Source organism: Exiguobacterium sp. s141 (assembly GCF_018618085.1).
Taxonomy (GTDB): domain Bacteria; phylum Bacillota; class Bacilli; order Exiguobacteriales; family Exiguobacteriaceae; genus Exiguobacterium; species Exiguobacterium mexicanum_A.
In genome coordinates, this window is the sequence record NZ_JACSLJ010000006.1 from 119401 (window position 1) to 140309 (window position 20909).

The following is a 20909-nucleotide window of genomic DNA, read 5'->3' on the forward strand; positions in this document are numbered from 1 at the left end:
TAGCCCAAAGGTAGGCTCAAGAAGAAAAATAATCCGAAGCGTGCCAACATCAAACTTGCTCCTTTTGGTTCTTTTTCCACCACACGAACAAGAAAATCCCCATCCCGACGAACAAAATCAGCATCGAGTAAATCAATTGTTGTTCGAGCGGCAAGCTTGTTTGGGCGAACGCATATTGCGGTCCAAACAAGAGAATCGGGACGATCAGATTGATCCATGTTTTCGTCCAAACCGAGACGATGAGCAACGTGACGACGGCAAGGCCGAGTAACACGAGTTGACCGGTTGGGCCGAACACGATCGTTGGGGTCTCGACGAAGATGTCGAGCACCATCAGCCCGAGGAATAACGTCATCGGCATCGCGGCGAGCGCAATGTATATCATCCCGTTTTTGAATTTACTTTTTTTCGAGCGGACCGACATGTTGCGGAACGCTTGTGAAGCGGCGAGTAAGAACAGGACAGCGACGAGCGGGAACCCAATCAACTGGACCGTCGAGAATGTCATCTCGCCTTGAATGGAGTTGGCGATGATGATGTAGGCGAACACGTTCGGAATGATCATTGCGATGATTTTGAAAAACCCTTTTCCATCGAACGCCATCTCACGTCCAAGATGCTGCATGTAGGCTTTCGGGCTCTGGCCGACGACATCGTCCACGCTTTTGCCTGCGCGTTCCGCCTCCTCGAGGTGGTCTTTCAGCTCGGCGACAACGTCTTGCACTTCCCCTTCCGATTTCCCGCTCGACATGAGATATACCGCTAAATCATCCAAAAAATCACGACTCTTTTTTGAAAGTTCCATCTTCATTCTCCTCTCCGAGTACGCGGTCGACACCGCTTGACACTTCCGCCCAACGTTGTTTGAAGGCGAGCAACTCTTGCTGTCCCGCCTCCGTCAAAATGTAATATTTTCGTTTCGGTCCCCCTGATGGCAACGCCTTTTGGACCGTCTCGACCCACCCCTCTTTCTTCATCCGTAACAGGACCGGGTAAATACTGCCCTCGCTCACCATCGTGAAGCCATACGTCTGCAACTTCTCCGACATCTCATAGCCGTACGTCTCTCCTTTATCGATGATGGCCAACAGGCAACCTTCGAGCAATCCTTTTAACATTTGACTCATCGCCATGGCGTGACCTCACTTTCGTTAAACTAACTTGTTATACACAATAGTAATGGAAGGCACTACCAATTGCAACTACTTTGTAAAACAAGTTAGTTGCGCATCGAGAGGTTTATTTTTTCAAATCAGGTGAATACTTCTTAAGGTGAAGCAAAAAGATAAAGGAGTGTTTGAATATGCATACCGATTTTACAAAGATGTACATTGATGGCCAATGGGTCGAAGGGTCAAGCGACAAATCGATCGATAACACCAACCCGTTCACGGATGAGACATTGTTCTCCATCCGGTCGGCCGACGAGTCTGATCTCGACAAGGCTTATGCCGTTGCGAAAGAAGCACAAACCGAATGGGCGACGATGCTGCCACAAAATCGCCGGGCCTTGATTGAGAAGTTCGCCGAAGTGACGTTGCAGCATAAAGATGACATCATCGACTGGCTCGTCAAAGAGTCGGGCAGCACGCGCATCAAAGCAGAAGGCGAATTTTTAGCCTCGATGGCGATCATCAAGGAAGCGGCGACGTTCCCGTTCCGCATGGACGGGCTCATCAAGCCTTCAATCGTCCCGAACAAAGAGAACCGGGTCTATCGGAAACCGCTTGGCGTCATCGGCGTCATCAGCCCATGGAACTTCCCGTTCCACCTCGCGGTCCGCTCAATCGTCTCCGCCCTCGCGACGGGGAATACCGTCGTCGTCAAACCAGCGACGGCGACACCGGTCACAGGAGGTCTCCTCTTCGCCTCGCTATTTGAAGAAGCGGGTCTTCCGAAAGGCGTCTTGAACATCGTCGTCGGTCGCGGTTCGGAGATTGGGGACGCCATCGTCGAGCACCCGGTGCCAAAACTCATCTCGTTCACCGGTTCGACCGAGGTCGGCAAAGGGATCGCCGAGAAGGCCGGACGCCTGTTGAAAAAGACAGCGCTCGAACTCGGTGGGAATAACGTCTTCGTCGTCTTAGACGACGCCGACATAGACCGTGCCGTGGAATCGGCCGTCTATTCGAAATTCTATCACCAAGGGCAAATCTGTATGTCGACGAACCGAATCCTCGTCGCCGAGTCGATTCACGATGAATTCCTCAAAAAATTCGTTGATCGGGTCCGTGCCTTGAAGTTCGGCAACCCGAACGAATCAGACACACAAGTCGGTCCACTCATCGACCACGACCAAGTCGACCGCATCCTCGATCAAATCAAGCAGACGGTCGACGCCGGTGCGACGCTCCAGGTCGGCGGCAACGCTGACGGGAACGTGCTCGAGCCGACCGTCGTGAGCGGTGTCACGAACGACATGCCACTCGCGAAAAATGAGATTTTCGGACCGGTCGCCGTCATTCTGTCGTTCAAGGACGACGCCGAGGCGCTCCATATCTCTAATGAGTTGCCATACGGACTGAGCGGTGCCGTCCACGGTTCGATTTACCGTGCGACCGAGTTCGCCCGCCAAGTCGAGACGGGAATGATTCACGTCAACGACCAATCGGTGAACGACGAGCCGCACTTGCCGTTCGGCGGAGAGAAAGATTCGGGTCTTGGCCGCTTCAACGGCGAGTGGGTGCTCGAGGAGTTCACGACGCTCCAGTGGGTATCCGTCATGCACGAACGCCGGGAATACAAACCATTTTTCTCATAAACAGCAAAAAGCGTGTTGGTCCGCGAACGGACCAACACGCTTTTTTTAGATTTTCTTCACGAATTCCGATTTGAGCTTCATCGCGCCAAAGCCCTCAATCTTGCAGTCGATGTCATGGTCCCCGTCGACGAGACGGATCCCTTTCACTTTCGTGCCTTGTTTGACGACGAGCGACGTCCCTTTCACCTTCAAATCTTTGATGACCGTGACTGTGTCTCCGTCTTGGAGCACATTTCCGTTCGCGTCTTTGATTTGCGCGTCTGCTTCCGCTTCGGCTACCTCGCTCGGCGACCACTCGTAGGCGCATTCCGGACAGACGAGCAAGCTCCCGTCCTCATACACATAAGTCGACTGACATTTTGGGCAATTCGGTAGTTCTGTCATACTGATCCCTCCATTCGATACACTGTTCCCAGTATACCGCAATTTTAGAAGTTCGACAGCTAGCGGTCAGCCTTCTTGCGGAGTCTCGGGGCCTTTCAAATCAAGCTGATAAAACGATAAGTCCAGCCATTTGCCAAACTTGTATCCGGCTTTTTTAATCGTGCCTGAATGGACGAACCCTAATTTTTCATGGGCTTTGACGCTCGCGATATTGGCGGCATCGATCCCACCAATCATCGTCTTCACTTCCCGTTCTTCACCGATGCGGATGATTTCACGGAGCAATTTATTCCCGATCCCTTTCCCCCGATAGCCGGGATGCACGTACACCGAGTGCTCGACCGTATACTGATAGGCCGGCCATGGACGGAACGGGCCGAACGTGGCAAATCCCATGACGACATCGCCTTCCTCCCACACGATGATCGGGAGCCTGGACGCTTTTTTATCTTCGTACCAAGCGACGCGATTTTGAAGCGTCACCGGCTCGTAATGGTAAACAGCTGTACTGTTGACGATTGCGTCATTGTAAATATGTAAAACGGCTTGAAGGTCGTCTCGACGGCAGTTGCGAATCATGAGGACACCATACTTTCTATAAGTTTTCTTTATTATACTTATCTCAATTTCAAAATACACGTAACGATTTGCTGCCACAAAAAAAGTCAGCCGTTTCGACTGACTTTTTTACCTTAGGCTGCCAAACGGTCACACATCGATGCGCACTCGAAACAGACGCGCGCACATTCCTGACAATGTTCGTGCTTATGTTTCTCACACTCTTGGGCACACGCCTTACAGACGACCGCACAAGCCCGGGCCAGTTCCGGTACGAACGCCGACTCCCGTGTCATCGCCTCGGCGAGGAATGAACAGATTGCAGCGCACTCACGATCGAGTCGGATACAGTCGACCATCATCTTCACGTCATGTTCCTCGAGACAAGATTCAAGACAGTAATTGCACGTCTCCACGCAATCGTGCAACGTTTCCAGTTCGTTCGCATAAATTCGATGAGCCATGTATTCGTCCTCCTTTTGAATGACTACACAACGACAATACGTTACTGTTGTTCCCTAATCTTCAAAAGAAAAACCACCGTCGACTAACGTCTCGGGTCGTTCACGAATGTACGATATAGGTAGGCGACACCGTTCAACCAGCGCTCCGAATACCGCTTCGGCATGAAACGGAGGCGATAGAGCCGATACATCCGCTTCAAATCTTCCCATTGGTGATCGACTTGTTGCCCTTGTCGGAATCGCGCCAAGTCAATCAAATAGAGTCGGCCGTCCGGCGTGAGGATGAGGTTGCGCAAATGGACATCGGACGGGGTCAACCCGAGTCGCCGGGCCGCTATGAGCGCCTCATCGACTTGCTTGATGTACGCGGGGTCGATCCAAATGCCTTCAATCAAACATTCAAACAGTGTCTTCCCTTCGATATAGTCGATGACGATATAGTTCGGACCTGCTTCGTACAGACCCGGGAATTGTGGCAATCCCTCGAGCTTCCGATAGATCACGGCTTCCTCGGCCGCGATGTACGTATAGCCAGGGAAAAACACTTTAATGACGAGTCGGGTAGCTTTGATGCGGAACACGGCAGCACTGCGCCCGATCCCGTGCAGTTCGAGGTCAGGATGATAGGCGGTCACACGCGTGTCTTGCCCGTGTCGCTCAAACGTGACGCCCGCATATTGTTCATAATGATTCATAGAGCACTCCTCTTTTTCGGTTCATCTCTTTCCTATCATAACTGAAATCACTTTCATTTGACTCGGTCCGCGTCCGTCCGATACGCCCAATAAGTGACGCATCCCCCGACTATCTCTATAATGAAAGCGACAGAAAATGAGGAGGAATCAATCATGCAACGTATCGAACTGACAGAAGACTTATCATTCTCACGGATCATCCACGGCATGTGGCGTCTCGCTGAATGGGATATGAGCCCGCAGGAACGTCTCACGTTCATCGAGCAATGTATCGAACTCGGAATCACGACGTTCGACCACGCCGATATATACGGCGGCTATACATGTGAAGGACTATTCGGGGAAGCACTTCGCCTCAATCCTTCACTTCGCGATCAAATCGAGATCGTGACGAAGACTGGCATTAAACTGACAGGTTCTTTCAACCCAGGCCAAACAATCAACCATTATGATACGACGAAAGAGCATATCATCCGTCAAGCCGAGCGTTCACTCAAAGAGCTCGCCATTGACCAGATTGACACGCTGTTGATCCATCGTCCCGATCCGCTCATGGACCCGGACGAAGTCGCTGAGGCATTCATTACGTTACAACGCAGTGGAAAAGTCCGGACGTTCGGTGTCTCGAACCACGTACCGGCAACCCAACAGTTGCTCCAGTCACGCTTACCGTTCCAACTCGTGACGAATCAGCTCGAACTTTCACCGATGCAACTGAAACACTTCGAAGATGGTTCTGTCGACCTATGCCACGAGAAGCGGATGCCGCTCATGGCGTGGAGCCCGCTCGCCGGCGGTCAACTGTTCACCGAGTCACAGTATGCGCCGCTTCGCGAGAAACTCGAAGACGTCAGTGACCGCCACGAAGCGAGCGGTATCGATGCAGTCGTTTACGCATGGCTTTTGAAACACCCTGCCAAGATCATGCCGATCGTCGGATCTGGGAAAATTGACCGAGTCAAGACCGCCGTCGGCACGCTCGATATCGAGCTCACCCGTGAAGAATGGTTCGAAATTTTGAAGGCAGCCCGCGGCCGCGACGTCGATTGAAGGTAAAAATAAACAAATAAACCCTGATTGGTTCCATCCTTGATTTTTTAAATAGTTTCATCATTTTCAAGAACGTGGCCATTCAACGGTTCATTCGTCAAAAATCGACATGTTCACAAGAGTGAAATTCCATTTCATATCCATAAGTGTAAAACAAGCCCGCTCAGTTCAAGTTGAGCGGGTTTTTTGATTTTTTTTTAAAAAAACACATTATTTTTCCTAAGACTAAAGTCACAAAAAAATGGTGCTAAAATGATGAAAGTTAATCATCAAAGGAGTGCACCCCCGTGAAAAAGTACTTGATTCTTTGTACGCTCGCCATGTTGTTCGTCCTTTTTGGATGTGAAGAAGAACATGCCTTTCGTTTACATATAGCTCCAGAGTACTATCAAGGTCGCGCTACCCTGCCATCAGGACAACAAATCGAGATGACCGAGTCCGATCGGACGAACGTCCTCGATGCTTGTTATCCAGAGGACGCGCTATCCCGTATTCCTGACGGAGAACGTCACTTGATCGGGACGGTCACATTGACCCAACCGCTGATCACGACATCCTCGACCGATGTCTTTCCGACCGCCACTTTTTTTGAAGTGGACAATCAAGCCTACGTCCAGTGCCAAGCCGAGACGATCACGTATATGAAACAAATCGACACGTTGCCGAACAGTCTCATTGCGTATCGTGACCACGCTGTCCCGTCTTCGGCAACGTCAAAACTACGAAACGCCCAACCGCACGAACGGATCCATTTCACAGAGGAAATGACTAAACCCGTCGGCAACGAGCCATATCCGAAACGGAGCGGGCTCGAGCAGACGCTCGTTCACGTGACGATGCCGTTCAATGGCTCTTTCGAATTCACGTTCGAATCCCCGGAAACATATGAGACGGTCACGTTGCCGATTAACGAAGCATCGCGCCAACCTTTCCTCTCCCTCGCCTTAGGTACCGAGGTGTCTCAAGATACAAAACAATATGGGCTTCATTTGTCATCTGATCAAACCTTATATGGGGATGTGCTTCGACCGAAAGACGCGAGCTTCGACCGCATGCTTGGCGCTCGTCAAGCGAGCACGCTCCCGACGACACTCATCCCGAATGAGCGCTATCCTTTGTTCAGCTTTTCATTCATCCGTGACGGGAAACCGCATAAACAAGTCGTCTCAATCACCTATCGAGAAGAAACGTTGCTTCGCGGCGATCGGTTGAAAACGAAGATGCGCCAACAATTTGCCCACCGCCGGCATGTCGTGACACATGACTTGGCGCTGCTCGGAACGGAATCCAAGGACGCATCGTTCTTGCATCACGCCAATGCCGAGGCCGTCCAATTCGTGTTCCAAGCGATCGATCGTTCGAAAGCTGTCGCCACGGCCGGGACCCCGGCCCCGACTCCCTATTTGACCGTTTTCGAGGGTATTTGTGCGCAGACGTTCGATATCAGCTATAACGGAGACGATGTCTTTTTGACGAATACGTTGACAGGGTCACACTTCAAACTGCTCCGCGCCGATGCCGAACGTTGGCACGACTTATTCAATAAGCAACAGGGCTAACCCCTTTCCTAAAGACAGACCGGTATGAACCGGTCTGTCTTTGCACGTTTTCTAGGCAAAATCAGAAAGCATCCATCGGTCGCTATGCGACAATGACAGCAAACGATGTAAAGGAGAGAATTTGATGACGAAACGATTCGAGCGCGACGTCGCCACACATTGGCCCGTCGCTTATAAGCAACCTGGATATCCACACGTACAACAAGGTTGGGTCTTGCCCCCTGAGCGAAAAAACGAGTTCGACCCGTTCATCTTGATGGCCGAGGACTGGTTCAAACGCGGCACGTTCTCGGACCACCCGCATCGCGGTTTCCAAACGATCACCTACGTCATTGACGGACGACTCGAACATATCGACAACCACGGCGGCCATTCGATTTTAGATGCCGGAGACGTCCAGTACATGAACGCGGGCTGGGCGGCCCGACACGCCGAGGAGGCCGTCGACGACGACTTGATTCATACGCTGCAACTGTGGCTCAATTTACCGAAAGCGCTCAAAACGACGACGACGTCTTATCAAAACGTGTACGTCGAAGACGCCCCGGTCGTGCCAATCGACGGTGGACAAGTCCGTGTCTATTCGGGTGAGGTCGGCGGTGCGACAGGCCCGATGGACAGCCTTGTCCCGATCACAATGAGTGAAGTCAGCTTAAAGGAAGGTGAAGTCTATGAGCACGTCATCCCCGTGAATCATAACGCCTTCGTCTATATGCTCGCCGGTTCGGTCGAACTCGGGACGTCCGCGACACCGCTCGAAAAGACGCACGTAGCGACGCTCACGTTCGACGAGACGGCCGAGGGTGAGAGCGGACTCCGCATAAAAGCAACGTCACGCACGAAACTGCTTGTCTATTCAGGCAAACCGATTCGAGAAGACTATATCGCTCACGGCCCGTTCGTCATGAACACCGAGGATGAGATTCGCCAAGCGTTCCGCGACTATCACGCCGGTGTGTTCGGTCCCCCGGCCGTCAAATAAAATAAGCCGCGCCTGAGGCGCGGCTTATTGTTTGTCCGGCATGAGCACCGTCTGTTGTGTCGGAACCCGACCAATCGGGACGGTCCGCTCGACGAGGACATAGCGTTTCCCGTCCACTTCAAACTTCCGGTCGCCGAGATAATGGGCCGACTTCCCGTCTTCATACAGTTTCGTCAGGATTGCCGGCACATACTCATTCAAATTCGTATAATGCTCGTCTAGCGTCATGACGATGTTGCCTTTGCCATAACCCAACCATTGGTTCGACATGAATAACATGAGCGAAATCGTCCCGATGACACCGATGACTAAAATGACTGTCTCCATCAAATCCTCCTCATTCCACTTTCAAAAATTGCGCATCATAGCGGCGCGCCAAGACGAGATGCCCGTCGTGCGGACAAGCCAGATGTTCACACCCAACACGACCATGACAGACTAAACGTCAACACGATGAACAAGGTGATCCGCCGGGCCATGGCCGGTCTCTCCGTTCTACAGCTGCTTTACGACGACTTGACGTTTCGGTCGGAATCCGACCTGTTCATAAAAAGCCGCAGCCGCTTCGTTCAACGACCAATAATCCAGTTCGATTGAGGGAACTCCGTGCGCGATGGCATAGCGTTCGACTTCTTCCATAACCAAACGTCCATACCCTTTTCGCTTCGCTTCCGGGTTAATACTGATTTGATGCACGTACAGCGTGCGTACTGCTTGCCGAAATGCGTTCGCCTCACTTACCCGCTCTTGAAAACAGACATATCCGATGACGTCAGCATCGACCTCTGCCGTGAAGAAATGATAATCGTTTCGCGCCATCATCTCCGAAAACGCCGCTTCCATCGCCGCGTGATCGTAAGATGCAAAGAAGGACGGCGCCAACTGAAGATGATGTTCATGGATGGGACGATTCAACGTCGCAATCAAGCTCGCATCGTCGGTTCGTCTCAACTGCATCATAACGGCCCCGATCCCTCGTTCCCATAATCTCGTGTCTCAGTGACCCCGTGCGGTTTTTCATAGCCGCGCAACGTGTGGTTCGAACTTACCGTCTCTCTTCCGCTCAAACGGCGCTGAATGGGACGGGCCAGCCAATAACCTACGAATAGCGAGGCCGGAAAGAGGATAAACGCAGTGCCGAGAAAGACATAGAAATAAGACTCCTCGGCTGTTAAGACGAAGTGACTGACTCCGTAACGCAGTCCGAAAAACAAACCAACGAACACGACGGCGACGAACGCGTACTCGATACACTTGCCAAGAAATTGTTTCATTCCGTTCCCCCCTTAAAATAATTACCATTCTTTACGAGGGGAAATGGAAAAAGGTTTCAAATTTGTTTTCTGGATCCATACCATATTGTAGCCGCCCGCTCCGTCGCCGATACCCAGTCTTGTTTCCCTTGGATGTAACTTTCGATATCGTCCGGATGTTGGCTCGCCAACTGCTGCTTGAGCGACGCGTACTCGTCCCGCACGTCCGGGAATGTGACCAAGTAGTCACGAAAGGCGAGATGCCGGATGACGCCGTCATCCCCGTCCTCGAACATGTGGACGTGGAAAGTCCGAACCTCCTCGCCTTTCGCAAAGAAACGGCGTCTCGGGATGCCGTGTTCACCAAAACTCCGATAACCGAGCGCTTCCATATGACCGACCCAGTCGTCGATTCGCTCGATTTGCCGAACGACCGGCATGATATCGATAATCGGCTTCGCGTCGAGCCCGGGGACCGACGTACTACCAATGTGATGAATCGCGACGAGTTCGTCTTCGAACAATCGCTGGAGCTTGGCCGCCTCTTCTTCGAATTTCGTCGCCCATATCGGGTCATATGGGATGACTTCTACTTTTCTCATCGTCCTAATTCCTCCTTCGGCTAATTCGTTCCTTCTCTGTCATCATACCCGTTTTCCGAATCGTTTAGAAACGGACCCCGCCGACGGGAAGGTTTGTCACGACTCAAAATGGGAAATGCTAATACTAATGAAAACAGAACTGGAGAGTGAACCGTATGTTGACACAGAAGCAGATCGATACGTTCAAGGAGCGTCTATTAAAAGAAAAAGCGAAGACCGAAGGATATATGGAAAATCGGGAAGAGGTATATGACGAAGGGGAACTGTCGCACTATGATAATCACCCGGCCGATTCCGGGGAAGAGCTCTTTTTGCGTGAACGTGACCAAGCGCTCACGGAACTCGATGAAGATTTTTTGAGCGATGTGGACAAGGCACTGCTCGCCATCGAGAAAGGCACGTATGGAAAGTGTGAGGTGTGCGGGGAAGACATCGAGTTGGACCGCCTAGAGGTAATCCCGGAAGCGACACTCTGCATCAAGCATGCGCGTGAACAAGAAGAAGACGAGCATCAGACCGACCGTGAACGCCCGGTCGAAGAAGACGTGCTCAACCCGTCCGAGACAGCCGCCCGCAAACAGCTCGATGGGACGGACGAGCCTGGCCAAAGCACCGACGCGTTCAGCCAAGTCGAGGATTTCGGGAGCTCGGATACGATTGCTGATAGCGAAGGCAATCACGACCCGACACGAGAATAACGTAGGCCATTGCGTGAGCGGAAGGAGTCCATCTCCTTCCGCTTTTTCATGACCATAAACAGCTGTTTTCCCCATCCTATATCTTCCCTGTTTTCAAGCCACATGATACGATGTGTAAAAATACATCTTAGGAGAATTTATGCATACAAAAGAAACGTTTTCTGAGCTGATTTCCAGCAAACTCAAACTGATTCGGACGGAACAAGGATTATCCCAAGAAGAACTCTGTACGCTCGTCGGTATCTCAAAAAAGACATTGATTCAAATCGAGAAGCGACGCCTGAACGCGAACTGGACGACGACCGTCGCCATCTGCGCCTTGTTCAATCAAAGCTCTTATCTCCATTCGTTGATCGGGGATCAACCGATCGAGTTCATTCGCCTCGTCGCGCATACCGATCCAACGTTGGCGACGAAGACGTTGGGCGGACACGTCTGGTGGACGACGATCGAGCATCAAGGGAAATATCGGATTCAACAGAATATGGTCAGTCAACATTACCGGATTCTCGACCACGACGACTTCCGCTGGTTCAGCACGTTCGACCGCGACGAGGCGTTCCAAAAGCTGTTCGAACTGCGAACGACACATGATGAGCAGGCTTGAAGAAATGACACAAAAAATGACGCAACGAATTTCGTTGCGTCAATAAGTAGCTTTAATGGGCGACGCGCCACCGAGTACTTCGGCGACGTCCATCGGGTTGACCGTGTTTCCGGCCGAACTGGATGAATAGGCATATTCGCCTTTATGCACTTCGAAATGGAGGTGAGGACCTGACGAGTTGCCGGTGTTGCCGATTTGGCCGATGCCTTCGCCTTGGAGCAACGCCTGTCCTTTTTTCACTTCGATTTTATGCATGTGCGCGTAGACCGTGGTCCATTTCTGACCATCGATTTCGTGCTCGATGAAGACGTGCTTGCCGTAAGGACCACCTGACTTGACGTCGGTGACCGTTCCGGCCGCGGCCGCGTAAATCGGTGTGCCGACGTTCGCGGCGATATCGAGTCCGTTATGGAACGTGTACCCGAACTGTCCGCTCGCAGCGCCATAGCCTTGTGACAGACGACCGGTCGCCGGCATCATGAACTTCTCAGGCGCCAACGCTGTCGTTTGTCGTTTCAAATCTTTCAACTCGGCGGCCCGATGTTTCAATTGCTTGTAGGCGGCTGAATGGGTCGAGCGGGCCTTCTTGTGCTCTGCGCCCACTTTGGCCTGTTCGTTCTCTAATTTTTCTAACGACCGAGTCGTCGCCGCTTGTTTCTCTTTCAAGTCAGCCTCGTTCTTTTCAGATGCCGCCGCTTCCGCTTTCGCGCTCGGAAGAACAGTCGATAGCACTTGTTTGAACAGGGATGGATCATCCGTCTCGGGATTCAGCGCCGTCTCGTATGACGCGAGTTGCGCGTTGGCACGATCAATCTTCTTTTGAATCGCGTTCTTTTTTGCTTCAACCGCTTCAGCGCGGCGTTTGGCTTTCGCGACCGATTGTTTCGAGGTATGAAGCCGCTGTTCGGTCTGTTGAAGCGATTTCGTCGCCTTGACGAGGTCTTGCGGGGTAAGTTGATCCGCCGATACAGCTGAAGTCCCTGAAAAAATCAGGACGCCTGTACCGACGGTTACGAGTAGTTGTTTCCACATATATTGATAAAAACCTCCAAATAGGATGATTCGCTAGCTATATAAAAAGCTACAAGTGCGAATATAGCATCCATGTTTGAAAAGTTCAATATATGAAGCATTTCATTTATATGTCGAACATGTCAAAACGGTGAGTCGACCCTCCACAAACTTCACTCAAACTTCATACGTCCTATCGCGGTCATCGCTTTCGTTTCAATACGATTATGACAATACTGAGGGCGGCGCAGACGGTCAAGGCCGGGCCACCGATTAAAAAGAACCGGGTGCTGGCTGATGACAAGTTCGTCGTCAGTCCGAGGATTGTGAACAAATTCCCGACAATCAGCAGCACCATCAGGACGGGCAAGAAACGATGCATCACACGATACCTCCCGGTTTGACCATCTCGAATTGAGCGATGGCGTCCTGCACGAATCCGAGTCGGCGGGCTGCCTCGATCAAGGCCGGACGATCCGAAGTGAGCGTCAGTTTAATCGGACCGGCCGCTGCTGCCGCTCGCAACAACCATTCCGCATCTTCATCCCGACCAAACACATCAAGGAGCAAATCGCCTCGGAAAAGGAGGGCTCCTGTCGTCTCGCCCTCACGGACTCGCACGAGCTCAGCCTGTTGTTGGGTCGTACGAACGTCGACTTGCCAAATCGGTCGGTGGATCGCAGACGGATAATACGTCTCGAATAGCTCGGTGATTGGTTCCGGTTCGAGCGACGCCTCCGTCTCGGTCGGTACAGATCGGAAGTACATAATTTCTCGAACTGTTTCATAGCCGAGCCGTTCATAAAGCGTGAGCGCTGGTTCGTTCCCTTGGATGACTTCAAGCAGGCGTGTGCCCATCGCTTGTTCATCGAAGCGACGCATCAACTCGTTCGCGATGCCGAGGTGTCGATAGCCAGGGGCGACCGCCAAGCCACCGCAACGAGTGACCCACCCCGAAGCCAGGTGCGCCACGCCGCTCAACATAACGGCAACAGGACGATCGTCCGCATAGGCGACGACGGAACGGGATGGCTGGTTTTGATCGCGGACGAGAAACACCGCCTCAAATCGAGTCTCATCCATGTCAAAATGAATCATATAATCGGAAAAACCATCCATGAAAGCACGGTAAAGATCTGTGAGCGGCGGATTTTGGATATAAGAAATGACTGGTCTTGCCATCGAGTTCAGTTCCTTTCGAGTTAGAGTTCAGTATACTAGAAGAGTCAACTTACACCGAGGAGGAATCCGGATGTCAATCAAACTCGAACCACTCCGTGACGCCCATTGGCCTGTCTTGGAGACATTTTCCCTACCGCTCGACCAAGAGAAGTATACGACGCTCCCAACAGATCTCGATTCGCAGTTGCCAGACGGGGTGTACCCTGTCGTCATCACGACCGATGAGCCCGTTGGCTTCTTTCTGCTCCACGACACGGAACGGGTCGCCTCTTACACGGAGGCGCGAGATGCGTTATTGCTCTCGATGTTTTCCATCAATCATCCGGCTCAAGGAAACGGCCACGCCAAAGCGGCGCTCCGTCTCTTGCCGAGTTATGTCCGGGAGCACTTCACCGATAAACACGAGGTCGTCCTGTCAGTCAATCTCAAAAATGAGCCGGCCTTCTCGCTCTATCAAACTGTCGGCTTCGTCGACACCGGCCGCTTGATCGACGGCCCGGTCGGACCCCAACGCATCATGTCGCTGCAGGTATAAGTTCGCCGGGTAAGATGCTGTAGACGGCCGTGTCCGTCAAGCGTTTTCCGTCAGCGGACAAGTCCTCGTTTCGGAGCGTGCCTTCCAACTGAAAGCCGAGCCGTTCCGGAATCATTCGACTTCCTTCATTGGTCGACTCGCATTGGATTTCAATCCGCTGGAAGCTGAAGTGGGCGAATCCGAAACGGACGATCGCCTCGACCGCCTCGCTCATATAACCGTGGCCGGTGTGTTCCGTGTGAAGCCAATAGCCGACTGCAGCCTTCCGTACGTCCCAGTCAATCTCAAACAGGCTGACCGTCCCGACGAACGTCCCCGTCTCCCGTAAAAAGATGAGATACCGAAAACTCTCACCTGTTACATAGAGTTCCTGTGCCCGCTTCAAGTTTTCTTCCGTCTCGGATAACGTCGGCACTTCTTGCGCGAACGGAAGCCAGCGCTTCAGTTCATCATGCGACTCCCGAATCGCCTCGTTGACGATACGGGCATCTTCCCCGGCGCGAGGTGCCCGCAAGTATAACCGTCCGGTCTCAATCTGGAGCGGTGTATCTGTACGTTCAACGTTCATCTCGTCATTCCCCCCTCTTCACTTGCGAAAACACCAAACCAAAAGACTACCTAAACCGAGCACGAGCAATACGTTCAGCAGTTGCCAAATAAAATCAATCATGAGACCCGCCTCGATTGCTTGAAGTCAACTCTTCAAGGCCTGTCAAAACTTGCTCCCAATAACTTGCGGGATGGGGCACGAGATCTTGCTTCGTCACGGTCCGTGTCTCCCCTGAGATTGCCGAGATCGACTCAACCTCCGCATGCTTCCCGGCCAAAAGCGACCGGAACGCCGCAAAATCGACCGTGACGACATCGCCCACTTCCGTCTCATCTAATGTAAACGGTTCTCCCGCGTACGCGTAGACATATGTATGGGCGAATTCTCGATCCAAAAATGTCCCTGTCTCGATCACGTCTTCGAAGACGCCGAGCGGAGTCAGTTGATCGAACGTCAGGTCGAGCCCGAGCTCTTCATGAATCTCCCGCACCCCGTCCCGAACGGTCTCTCCGGCCGCCAAATGCCCGGCTGCCGTGATATCGAACAATCCGGGAAAATCTGCCTTCCGATCGCTTCGAAGTTGCAGGAAGAGACGGTCGTGGGCCGTCATCCAACAATGGAACGTTTCATGCCAGTCCCCGTCCCTGTGCACATCGGCGCGTGACTTCAACCCGACTTTCTTCCGCCGGTGGTCTACGACCGTGATGAATTCCATTATCGCGTCACTCCATCCTCTAAAAAAGTGATTGTCCCTGACGTCGCATCGAGTTCGACATCGATGCCGATGGGGAACACGTGTGACGGAAACGTATGCCCGATATCAACGTTCGTCAAAATCGGGAAGTCGACGTCTCCGAGCACTTCGAGCAACAGCTCCTCAAACGTGAACGGTGCGTCGGCCGCATCGAAATGTTCATGTTTCCCGATGATGAGTCCATTGATTTGATTGAACACTCCGGCCAGTTTGAGCATACTGAGGGAACGTTCCTCGTCTGCCATCGTCTTGAACGAGTCTTCTAAAAACAGGATGACCCCGTCCAAGTCTGGGAAATAGTCCGATTTCAAGAATCCGGTCATCGTGTTCATGTTCCCACCAATCAACTTGCCACGAGCCTGACCTTCTCGGAGAGTGAGCCAGCCATCATTCGGGCGGAAATTTTTCTCCCGGTCCTGCGTCGACCAATCGATCATCTCCTCGGTCCACTCTCGGGGAACGTCGAGTGAGTAAGGCGCCGTCCGCTCCAAACAGAGTACCTCTCGCACGTAGCGCTCCCCGTCCGCAAACATCGTCTCGTATTCCCCGAACGACGGGACGATGGCTGGACCGTAGAACGTCGTCACGCCCGTCTCCGTATAGCAGGCGAGGAGGAGTGCTGTGACATCGCTATACCCCATGATGATTTTCGGATGTTGTCGCAACGCCTCGTAATCGATATACGGTAAGAGTGAGTTCGAGTTCGTCCCCCCAATCGTGCTGATGATCGCTTTCACGTCATCATCACGCAGCAGCTCATTGAACTCCTCGGCCCGTTCTCGGATCGAGGCCGAGCGGTATCCTTCTGAACGGTGCGTGCACCGTCCTTCTCGAACGAGAAAACCCATCCGCTTGAGCTGTTCAATTCCTCGCGCATACCGTTCCGGAAACCGGACCGGTGCCGGAAACGACGGCGTGATGATTCCAATCGTGTCCCCCGCCCGTAACGTCGGCGGTTGTTTACTTGTCCCCAACATCATCGCTCCCTCATGTTTGTTTCATTCACTGTACGGGTTCCAAGAGTCGGCTGACAACCTATCCTAAAACAAATCAGGGTCTTCCGAGAGTGTCCGTACCTTTCGAATTTTCTGCGGACGGCCCATCCAACCGAGCACAAGAAAGAAGAATCCGCCCGCAACAATACAAAATAATCCGACCAATCCCGCGATGATGCCATGGAACCCAAAGCGTTCCCCGCTCAAGACAAGAAGGAAAGGGAAGCAGGTGAACGCGACACCTAACATGATCAGTCCGCCCCATATGCGTCGCCGTGGGAACCCGATTGTCCACCATCCGAACGCCACCAATCCTAAAATGATTAAACCGACCAGCCCGACTAGCATCATCGTCAGCACCTCCACTCATCAAATTGTCTTGTTATATTCCGCAACATTGATTCAAATTCCTGTCAAAAGAGTCCTGTACAATTCCTGTAATACGGGTAAATAACTAATGGAAACCATCGTACCGGAATACCGCAGAGGAGGAACGTCATGAGGACACGACTCATCTTTGCCCTCGCGTTTATCGGTCTTTGTTTAGTGGCGGTGTATTGGATTAGTACGTGGGACGACCATCAAATCGAAGGACGGATTGAGCAAATCGATATCCCCCAAATGATGATTGGTCCAAGTGACGTCTCGGGCAATGAAGTCAAGTTGTATACGATTTTAATCAATGATCAGACCGAAGTGACCGGGGGTGCGAACGACGTGCAAGAACTTCGGGTCGGTCAAGTCGTCACGGTGGAGCTCGACCGTGACGCCAAACTCAAAATTGCCGTGTCAATCCATGTAACGCCGGATTAAGCGACACGGCTTTTTTTCAGAAAACGAGCATAGTTTTTAGGGAACGGTGGAATATGAGAACAGGAAGCTGAAAGGAGCGAATTGAATGATTTCAAATGCATTGTTGTCGGGGAAAGTCGCATTCATCACAGGCGCGGCATCCGGAATCGGGCGCGCCGCCGTCATCCGGTTCGTCCAAGCGGGGGCAAAAGTCGCCATCGTCGACTTAAAATTGGAGGATGCCCAGCAACTCGCGAGCCTGATCGGAGACGAACGAGCCATCGGCATCAGTGCCGACGTCGGGAAGGAAGACGAGATGAAACGAGCGTATGAACAGACCGTCGAACGTTTCGGTCACGTCGATATCGTCTTCGCGAACGCGGGTCGTAACGGGACGATCACGCCAATCGAGCATTTGTCGCTCGAGGATTGGAACGGTGTCGTCGAGACGAACTTAACGGGCACGTTCTTGACGGTGAAACATGCCATCCCGTACTTAAAGGAACGAGGCGGCAGCATCATCATCACGTCATCCATCAACGGGAACCGTTATTTCAAAAACTTCGGTTTCAGCGGCTATGCGACGACAAAAGCCGGACAGACCGGATTCGCCAAAATGGCTGCAGCCGAGCTCGCCCAGTTCGGCATTCGCGTCAACTCGATTTGTCCCGGCGCCATCGATACGAACATCGATGACTCGACGAACCGAGACGACGCCTTGCTTGAGGAAGTCGTCATCCCGATTGAGTACCCGGAAGGGAATCAGCCGCTCGCCGGCAAGTCAGGCACGGCCAAACAAGTCGCGGACGTCGTGTTGTTCTTCGCGAGCAACATGTCGAGCCACGTCACCGGTTCCGAGGTGTACGTCGACGGCGCCGAATCTTTGCTTTAACGACAACAGGTCGCCCCGCAGGGCGACCTGTTTATTTGAGGATCGGGCTTTTCATGACCGCTTTCTGATAGAACGGGATAAAACCTAAACGCTCCATATTGCGGCCCGAGGCCGTATCGACTTTCGTTGTGACGGTCACGTACTGACAACCCGCTGCTTTCGCGGCGGCGATCCGCTCCAAGATGAGCTGTGTCTGGTAACCTTTGTTTCGGTAAGCTGGGATTGTGCTCGTCAAAAACAGTTCTCCCATCCCATCCTGGATGGCAAGAATACCACCGGCGACAGCCGTCTCACCTTCGCGGACGAGAAATGCTTGGTTTTCGGGGAGCGCGTAGAAACCTTTCGCTGTATCAATCGTCTCTTGTAAAATCGTTCCCGTCTCGGCAAAGCCAGCCGCGATGGCCCGGGCCCATTCGTTTACGTTATCGGCGTTCACCCGTTCGACCGCGTCCGGTTCATCTGATGGGAACACGAACGCATTCACGTCGAGCAACCAGACGTCGAGGAAGTGGTCGAGCGTATAGTTTCGTTCTTGCAGCAACCGAAGGAGCGACATGTCCGCGAGTGGACAGACTTCGATATGTAGGCGGGACACGTTCTTCCCGCGCACCCACTTCTCCATCTGGTGCAAATCGTAAAAACTGGTCGGTCGATTCAACCCGAAGCCGACCGCGAAACTCGTATTGCCCATCCGGAAGACGTGGCCCTTGTTTTCAACAATCAATTCCGAACCTTCATAGGGAGGGGTCTGTTTACGATGCCGAATATAGGCAGACGTCCCTTCCGCTTTGATGCGTTCGATCCGCCTGGCTAGTTCTAAGCGTCTCATCTCATTCCCTCCCTACTAATCTCCCCTGAGTTTACCACACTTCGATTGCGAACAGATTGTGATTCCGTTACAGCCGGACCTCATCGACGACAAATGACGATGATCCTTCGATTTCTTCGATGAAGTGCGACCCGAACAGCATCGCCGGTGTAAAGCTACCTGGGATGACACGGCCCGATCCGACAAGACGCTTCACGACCTCAAGTGCGCCGTACACGGTGAAGGCATACGTGCTCGCCGTCTTGATGCGAACGATCACTTTGCGTCCTGAAGCGTCCGTCGCCTCGCCCCAGACATACGTCGATGATTGCTCCCGTTCTGACTCATCCGGTCCGCTCACGTGCTCATCAACGTAACGGAGCAGCTTTCCTTGCACCGCGTCGCTGCCAAGAATCGGGCCGAACCAAGATAAGAGACGCGCCCCGTAAGCGTAAGCCGTCGGGACCGGGACCCACGTCGTGATGTTCGGGATACCCGTCGTATAATAGGCGGTCGAGACATCCCCCCATGGAATCGCAAGTGCCGTTTTCTTGCCGCGTCCGAAATCGATGTGACGGCGTTTCGCCCCGAGCGGGAATGGTGTCAGTTCGCCATCTTTCCGTTCGGCACTGCTCGACCCGAGTCCGCGGATGGCTGTTTTCAGCGTCCCGCGTGAGATACCGGCGGCCGCCGAGAAGCCGAGTGCTAGATTCGTCGCATCCGGCATCAGCTCTTTCAACTTGCGGGCCACACAGTCGGTCGGGATGACGTCAAAGCCGACACCCGAACAAAGCAACACGCCGGCCTCTTGTGCGAGCTTGGCCCGTTTCTTCGAGTGGATGTATTCGAACACTTCGATTTCCCCGGTAATATCCAAGTAATGCGTCTTCGTGGCGAGGCACGCCTCGACCATCGGCCGACTCGTATCGGCGAACGGTCCGGCACAGTGTAACACGAGGTCGATGTCTTCCAATTGGCGCGTCGCCTTATCGAACGACAAGTTAAAGACGCGCGTCTCACACGCGAGCTCTTCCCCGAGCTTTGCGATTGCGTCCGCACGCCGACCCGCGAGCACCGGTGTCATCCCTTCTTTTACTGCTTGCCGGGCAATCAGTTCGCCTGTATAGCCGTTCGCCCCATAAATCATCCATTTCATCACGATTCCTCCTTCAACTCTACAAACATGTCTTTTCTTTGTTCCCTATCCTGCCAACTTTCACCCGTGTAACCGATGCATCACGTCTTGCATCACACCAATCAAATAAACGATGCCAACAGCCGTCACTATGACACCGACGGGGATGACGAGACTCGACCACACCTGCCTTGTTGCGAACCGACAGCCCTTATATGTCAAGTAGCGATCAATCGCCCAATATAATAGCGCCGCCCCTAAACTGAGCCAGAGCAAGACGAGCCCGAACCCGATATGTAACCCAAACGAGACGAGCGGCCCGAACCGCTTCGACATCCGGCGTGTCACCCAATCGCTGAACACCGACGTCAACACGCCGTACGTGACGATGACCGGGAAACTAACTGCAAGATAGGCGGCCGTCAACATCAATAGCCCATTCACCGTATCGCTCACCCCACCGCTGTCTGGATATTGCGGGATGACGACCCAACACGCCAACAAGAGTGCATAAATCGGGGCCGTGAGCGACGCCGCGACAATTTTCCGAGCCCACATGCTCATTTCCCCCCTTCTTCTACTCCAACTTTACATGACCCGTAAAAAAAGCGCACAAAAAAAACAGCCTGTTTAAAGGCTGGC

The 20909-nt window shown here is 52.8% G+C and carries 29 protein-coding genes; 9 read left to right on the forward strand and 20 right to left on the reverse strand.

Annotated features, from left to right (window positions below; all coding sequences use genetic code 11):
- Positions 1 to 49 precede the first annotated feature (49 nt).
- Together KNP74_RS12660 and KNP74_RS12665 are read right to left on the reverse strand one after the other, a co-directional pair.
- On the reverse strand, positions 50 to 805 hold the full coding sequence (locus tag KNP74_RS12660) for an HAAS domain-containing protein (RefSeq protein ID WP_214764468.1): 756 nt from the start codon (positions 803 to 805) through the stop codon (positions 50 to 52).
- Positions 780 to 1133, reverse strand: a complete 354-nt coding sequence (locus KNP74_RS12665; RefSeq protein WP_138858619.1) for a PadR family transcriptional regulator — start codon at positions 1131 to 1133, stop codon at positions 780 to 782. The genes KNP74_RS12660 and KNP74_RS12665 overlap by 26 nt, the downstream gene beginning before the upstream one ends.
- Before the next feature lie 170 nt (positions 1134 to 1303).
- Between KNP74_RS12665 and KNP74_RS12670 the strand changes: the two genes are divergently transcribed.
- Positions 1304 to 2761, forward strand: coding sequence for an aldehyde dehydrogenase family protein (locus tag KNP74_RS12670; protein WP_138858618.1), 1458 nt, complete (start codon positions 1304 to 1306; stop codon positions 2759 to 2761).
- A gap of 45 nt (positions 2762 to 2806) precedes the next feature.
- Here the strand turns inward: KNP74_RS12670 and KNP74_RS12675 are convergent, their stop codons facing one another.
- The 4 genes from KNP74_RS12675 to KNP74_RS12690 all read right to left on the reverse strand — a co-directional run bounded on the left by KNP74_RS12675 (position 2807) and on the right by KNP74_RS12690 (position 4862).
- Complete coding sequence (locus KNP74_RS12675) at positions 2807 to 3145, reverse strand: zinc ribbon domain-containing protein YjdM (RefSeq protein ID WP_114165343.1); 339 nt, start codon at positions 3143 to 3145, stop codon at positions 2807 to 2809.
- Between the two features lie 66 nt (positions 3146 to 3211).
- Positions 3212 to 3724: a GNAT family N-acetyltransferase gene (locus KNP74_RS12680; RefSeq protein WP_138858617.1), complete on the reverse strand. Its 513-nt coding sequence runs from the start codon at positions 3722 to 3724 to the stop codon at positions 3212 to 3214.
- A gap of 113 nt (positions 3725 to 3837) precedes the next feature.
- The gene (locus KNP74_RS12685) at positions 3838 to 4167 is read right to left on the reverse strand and encodes a four-helix bundle copper-binding protein (protein WP_138858616.1); all 330 of its coding nucleotides are present in this window, start codon (positions 4165 to 4167) and stop codon (positions 3838 to 3840) included.
- Positions 4168 to 4250: 83 nt separating this feature from the next.
- Positions 4251 to 4862 carry a protein kinase family protein gene (locus KNP74_RS12690; RefSeq protein WP_138858615.1) on the reverse strand — a complete coding sequence of 204 codons (612 nt, stop codon included), beginning with the start codon at positions 4860 to 4862 and terminating at the stop codon, positions 4251 to 4253.
- Between the two features lie 153 nt (positions 4863 to 5015).
- Between KNP74_RS12690 and KNP74_RS12695 the strand changes: the two genes are divergently transcribed.
- The 3 genes from KNP74_RS12695 to KNP74_RS12705 all read left to right on the forward strand — a co-directional run bounded on the left by KNP74_RS12695 (position 5016) and on the right by KNP74_RS12705 (position 8453).
- On the forward strand, positions 5016 to 5912 hold the full coding sequence (locus KNP74_RS12695) for an aldo/keto reductase (RefSeq protein ID WP_138858614.1): 897 nt from the start codon (positions 5016 to 5018) through the stop codon (positions 5910 to 5912).
- Positions 5913 to 6199: 287 nt separating this feature from the next.
- Positions 6200 to 7471 carry a hypothetical protein gene (locus tag KNP74_RS12700; protein ID WP_240731277.1) on the forward strand — a complete coding sequence of 424 codons (1272 nt, stop codon included), beginning with the start codon at positions 6200 to 6202 and terminating at the stop codon, positions 7469 to 7471.
- 124 nt (positions 7472 to 7595) lie between these two features.
- The gene (locus tag KNP74_RS12705) at positions 7596 to 8453 is read left to right on the forward strand and encodes a pirin family protein (RefSeq protein ID WP_138858613.1); all 858 of its coding nucleotides are present in this window, start codon (positions 7596 to 7598) and stop codon (positions 8451 to 8453) included.
- Between the two features lie 24 nt (positions 8454 to 8477).
- Here KNP74_RS12705 and KNP74_RS12710 read toward each other — a convergent pair whose 3' ends face one another.
- The 4 genes from KNP74_RS12710 to KNP74_RS12725 form a co-directional block, all read right to left on the reverse strand.
- A complete protein-coding gene (locus KNP74_RS12710; protein ID WP_034779662.1) occupies positions 8478 to 8780 on the reverse strand; it encodes a hypothetical protein in 303 nt (100 codons plus the stop codon).
- A gap of 168 nt (positions 8781 to 8948) precedes the next feature.
- Positions 8949 to 9404, reverse strand: coding sequence for a GNAT family N-acetyltransferase (locus tag KNP74_RS12715; RefSeq protein ID WP_214764469.1), 456 nt, complete (start codon positions 9402 to 9404; stop codon positions 8949 to 8951).
- Positions 9405 to 9409: 5 nt separating this feature from the next.
- A complete protein-coding gene (locus KNP74_RS12720; protein WP_214709174.1) occupies positions 9410 to 9727 on the reverse strand; it encodes a hypothetical protein in 318 nt (105 codons plus the stop codon).
- Between the two features lie 56 nt (positions 9728 to 9783).
- Positions 9784 to 10308 carry a GrpB family protein gene (locus KNP74_RS12725; RefSeq protein WP_214709172.1) on the reverse strand — a complete coding sequence of 175 codons (525 nt, stop codon included), beginning with the start codon at positions 10306 to 10308 and terminating at the stop codon, positions 9784 to 9786.
- A gap of 155 nt (positions 10309 to 10463) precedes the next feature.
- Here KNP74_RS12725 and KNP74_RS12730 point away from each other — a divergent pair, with 155 nt between their 5' ends.
- Together KNP74_RS12730 and KNP74_RS12735 are read left to right on the forward strand one after the other, a co-directional pair.
- Complete coding sequence (locus KNP74_RS12730; protein WP_034779670.1) at positions 10464 to 11006, forward strand: TraR/DksA C4-type zinc finger protein; 543 nt, start codon at positions 10464 to 10466, stop codon at positions 11004 to 11006.
- A 139-nt stretch (positions 11007 to 11145) separates the two neighbouring features.
- Positions 11146 to 11613 carry a helix-turn-helix transcriptional regulator gene (locus KNP74_RS12735; protein ID WP_214709170.1) on the forward strand — a complete coding sequence of 156 codons (468 nt, stop codon included), beginning with the start codon at positions 11146 to 11148 and terminating at the stop codon, positions 11611 to 11613.
- 39 nt (positions 11614 to 11652) lie between these two features.
- Here the strand turns inward: KNP74_RS12735 and KNP74_RS12740 are convergent, their stop codons facing one another.
- From KNP74_RS12740 to KNP74_RS12750, 3 genes are all read right to left on the reverse strand, one after another.
- Positions 11653 to 12645, reverse strand: a complete 993-nt coding sequence (locus tag KNP74_RS12740) for a M23 family metallopeptidase (protein ID WP_214764470.1) — start codon at positions 12643 to 12645, stop codon at positions 11653 to 11655.
- 181 nt (positions 12646 to 12826) lie between these two features.
- Positions 12827 to 13009 carry a hypothetical protein gene (locus KNP74_RS12745; RefSeq protein ID WP_152567766.1) on the reverse strand — a complete coding sequence of 61 codons (183 nt, stop codon included), beginning with the start codon at positions 13007 to 13009 and terminating at the stop codon, positions 12827 to 12829.
- Entirely contained in the window at positions 13006 to 13806 is an 801-nt protein-coding gene (locus tag KNP74_RS12750) for a GNAT family N-acetyltransferase (protein ID WP_138858606.1), read from the reverse strand. Before KNP74_RS12750 ends, KNP74_RS12745 begins: the two co-directional genes overlap by 4 nt.
- A 70-nt stretch (positions 13807 to 13876) precedes the next feature.
- On the opposite strand from KNP74_RS12750, the gene KNP74_RS12755 reads away from it, so the two are divergent.
- Positions 13877 to 14341: a GNAT family N-acetyltransferase gene (locus KNP74_RS12755; RefSeq protein WP_034779680.1), complete on the forward strand. Its 465-nt coding sequence runs from the start codon at positions 13877 to 13879 to the stop codon at positions 14339 to 14341.
- On the opposite strand, the gene KNP74_RS12760 is transcribed toward KNP74_RS12755, so the two are convergent.
- The 4 genes from KNP74_RS12760 to KNP74_RS12775 form a co-directional block, all read right to left on the reverse strand.
- Entirely contained in the window at positions 14322 to 14909 is a 588-nt protein-coding gene (locus tag KNP74_RS12760) for a GNAT family N-acetyltransferase (protein ID WP_034779682.1), read from the reverse strand. The two genes, KNP74_RS12755 and KNP74_RS12760, sit on opposite strands and share 20 nt — an antisense overlap.
- Before the next feature lie 94 nt (positions 14910 to 15003).
- Positions 15004 to 15606 (reverse strand): NUDIX hydrolase, encoded by a 603-nt coding sequence (locus tag KNP74_RS12765; protein ID WP_214764471.1) that lies wholly within the window; start codon positions 15604 to 15606, stop codon positions 15004 to 15006.
- Positions 15606 to 16622 carry a S66 family peptidase gene (locus KNP74_RS12770; RefSeq protein WP_371816339.1) on the reverse strand — a complete coding sequence of 339 codons (1017 nt, stop codon included), beginning with the start codon at positions 16620 to 16622 and terminating at the stop codon, positions 15606 to 15608. Before KNP74_RS12770 ends, KNP74_RS12765 begins: the two co-directional genes overlap by 1 nt.
- 63 nt (positions 16623 to 16685) lie before the next feature.
- Entirely contained in the window at positions 16686 to 16991 is a 306-nt protein-coding gene (locus KNP74_RS12775; protein WP_214764473.1) for a hypothetical protein, read from the reverse strand.
- Between the two features lie 147 nt (positions 16992 to 17138).
- On the opposite strand from KNP74_RS12775, the gene KNP74_RS12780 reads away from it, so the two are divergent.
- Entirely contained in the window at positions 17139 to 17453 is a 315-nt protein-coding gene (locus KNP74_RS12780) for a hypothetical protein (RefSeq protein WP_138858601.1), read from the forward strand.
- A gap of 85 nt (positions 17454 to 17538) precedes the next feature.
- On the forward strand, positions 17539 to 18324 hold the full coding sequence (locus KNP74_RS12785; RefSeq protein WP_138858600.1) for an SDR family oxidoreductase: 786 nt from the start codon (positions 17539 to 17541) through the stop codon (positions 18322 to 18324).
- Between the two features lie 31 nt (positions 18325 to 18355).
- Here the strand turns inward: KNP74_RS12785 and KNP74_RS12790 are convergent, their stop codons facing one another.
- The 3 genes from KNP74_RS12790 to KNP74_RS12800 form a co-directional block, all read right to left on the reverse strand.
- The gene (locus KNP74_RS12790) at positions 18356 to 19153 is read right to left on the reverse strand and encodes a GNAT family N-acetyltransferase (RefSeq protein WP_138858599.1); all 798 of its coding nucleotides are present in this window, start codon (positions 19151 to 19153) and stop codon (positions 18356 to 18358) included.
- Positions 19154 to 19220: 67 nt separating this feature from the next.
- Positions 19221 to 20288 (reverse strand): saccharopine dehydrogenase family protein, encoded by a 1068-nt coding sequence (locus tag KNP74_RS12795; protein WP_214753427.1) that lies wholly within the window; start codon positions 20286 to 20288, stop codon positions 19221 to 19223.
- A 60-nt stretch (positions 20289 to 20348) separates the two neighbouring features.
- The gene (locus tag KNP74_RS12800; RefSeq protein WP_214764474.1) at positions 20349 to 20825 is read right to left on the reverse strand and encodes a hypothetical protein; all 477 of its coding nucleotides are present in this window, start codon (positions 20823 to 20825) and stop codon (positions 20349 to 20351) included.
- Positions 20826 to 20909 lie beyond the last annotated feature (84 nt).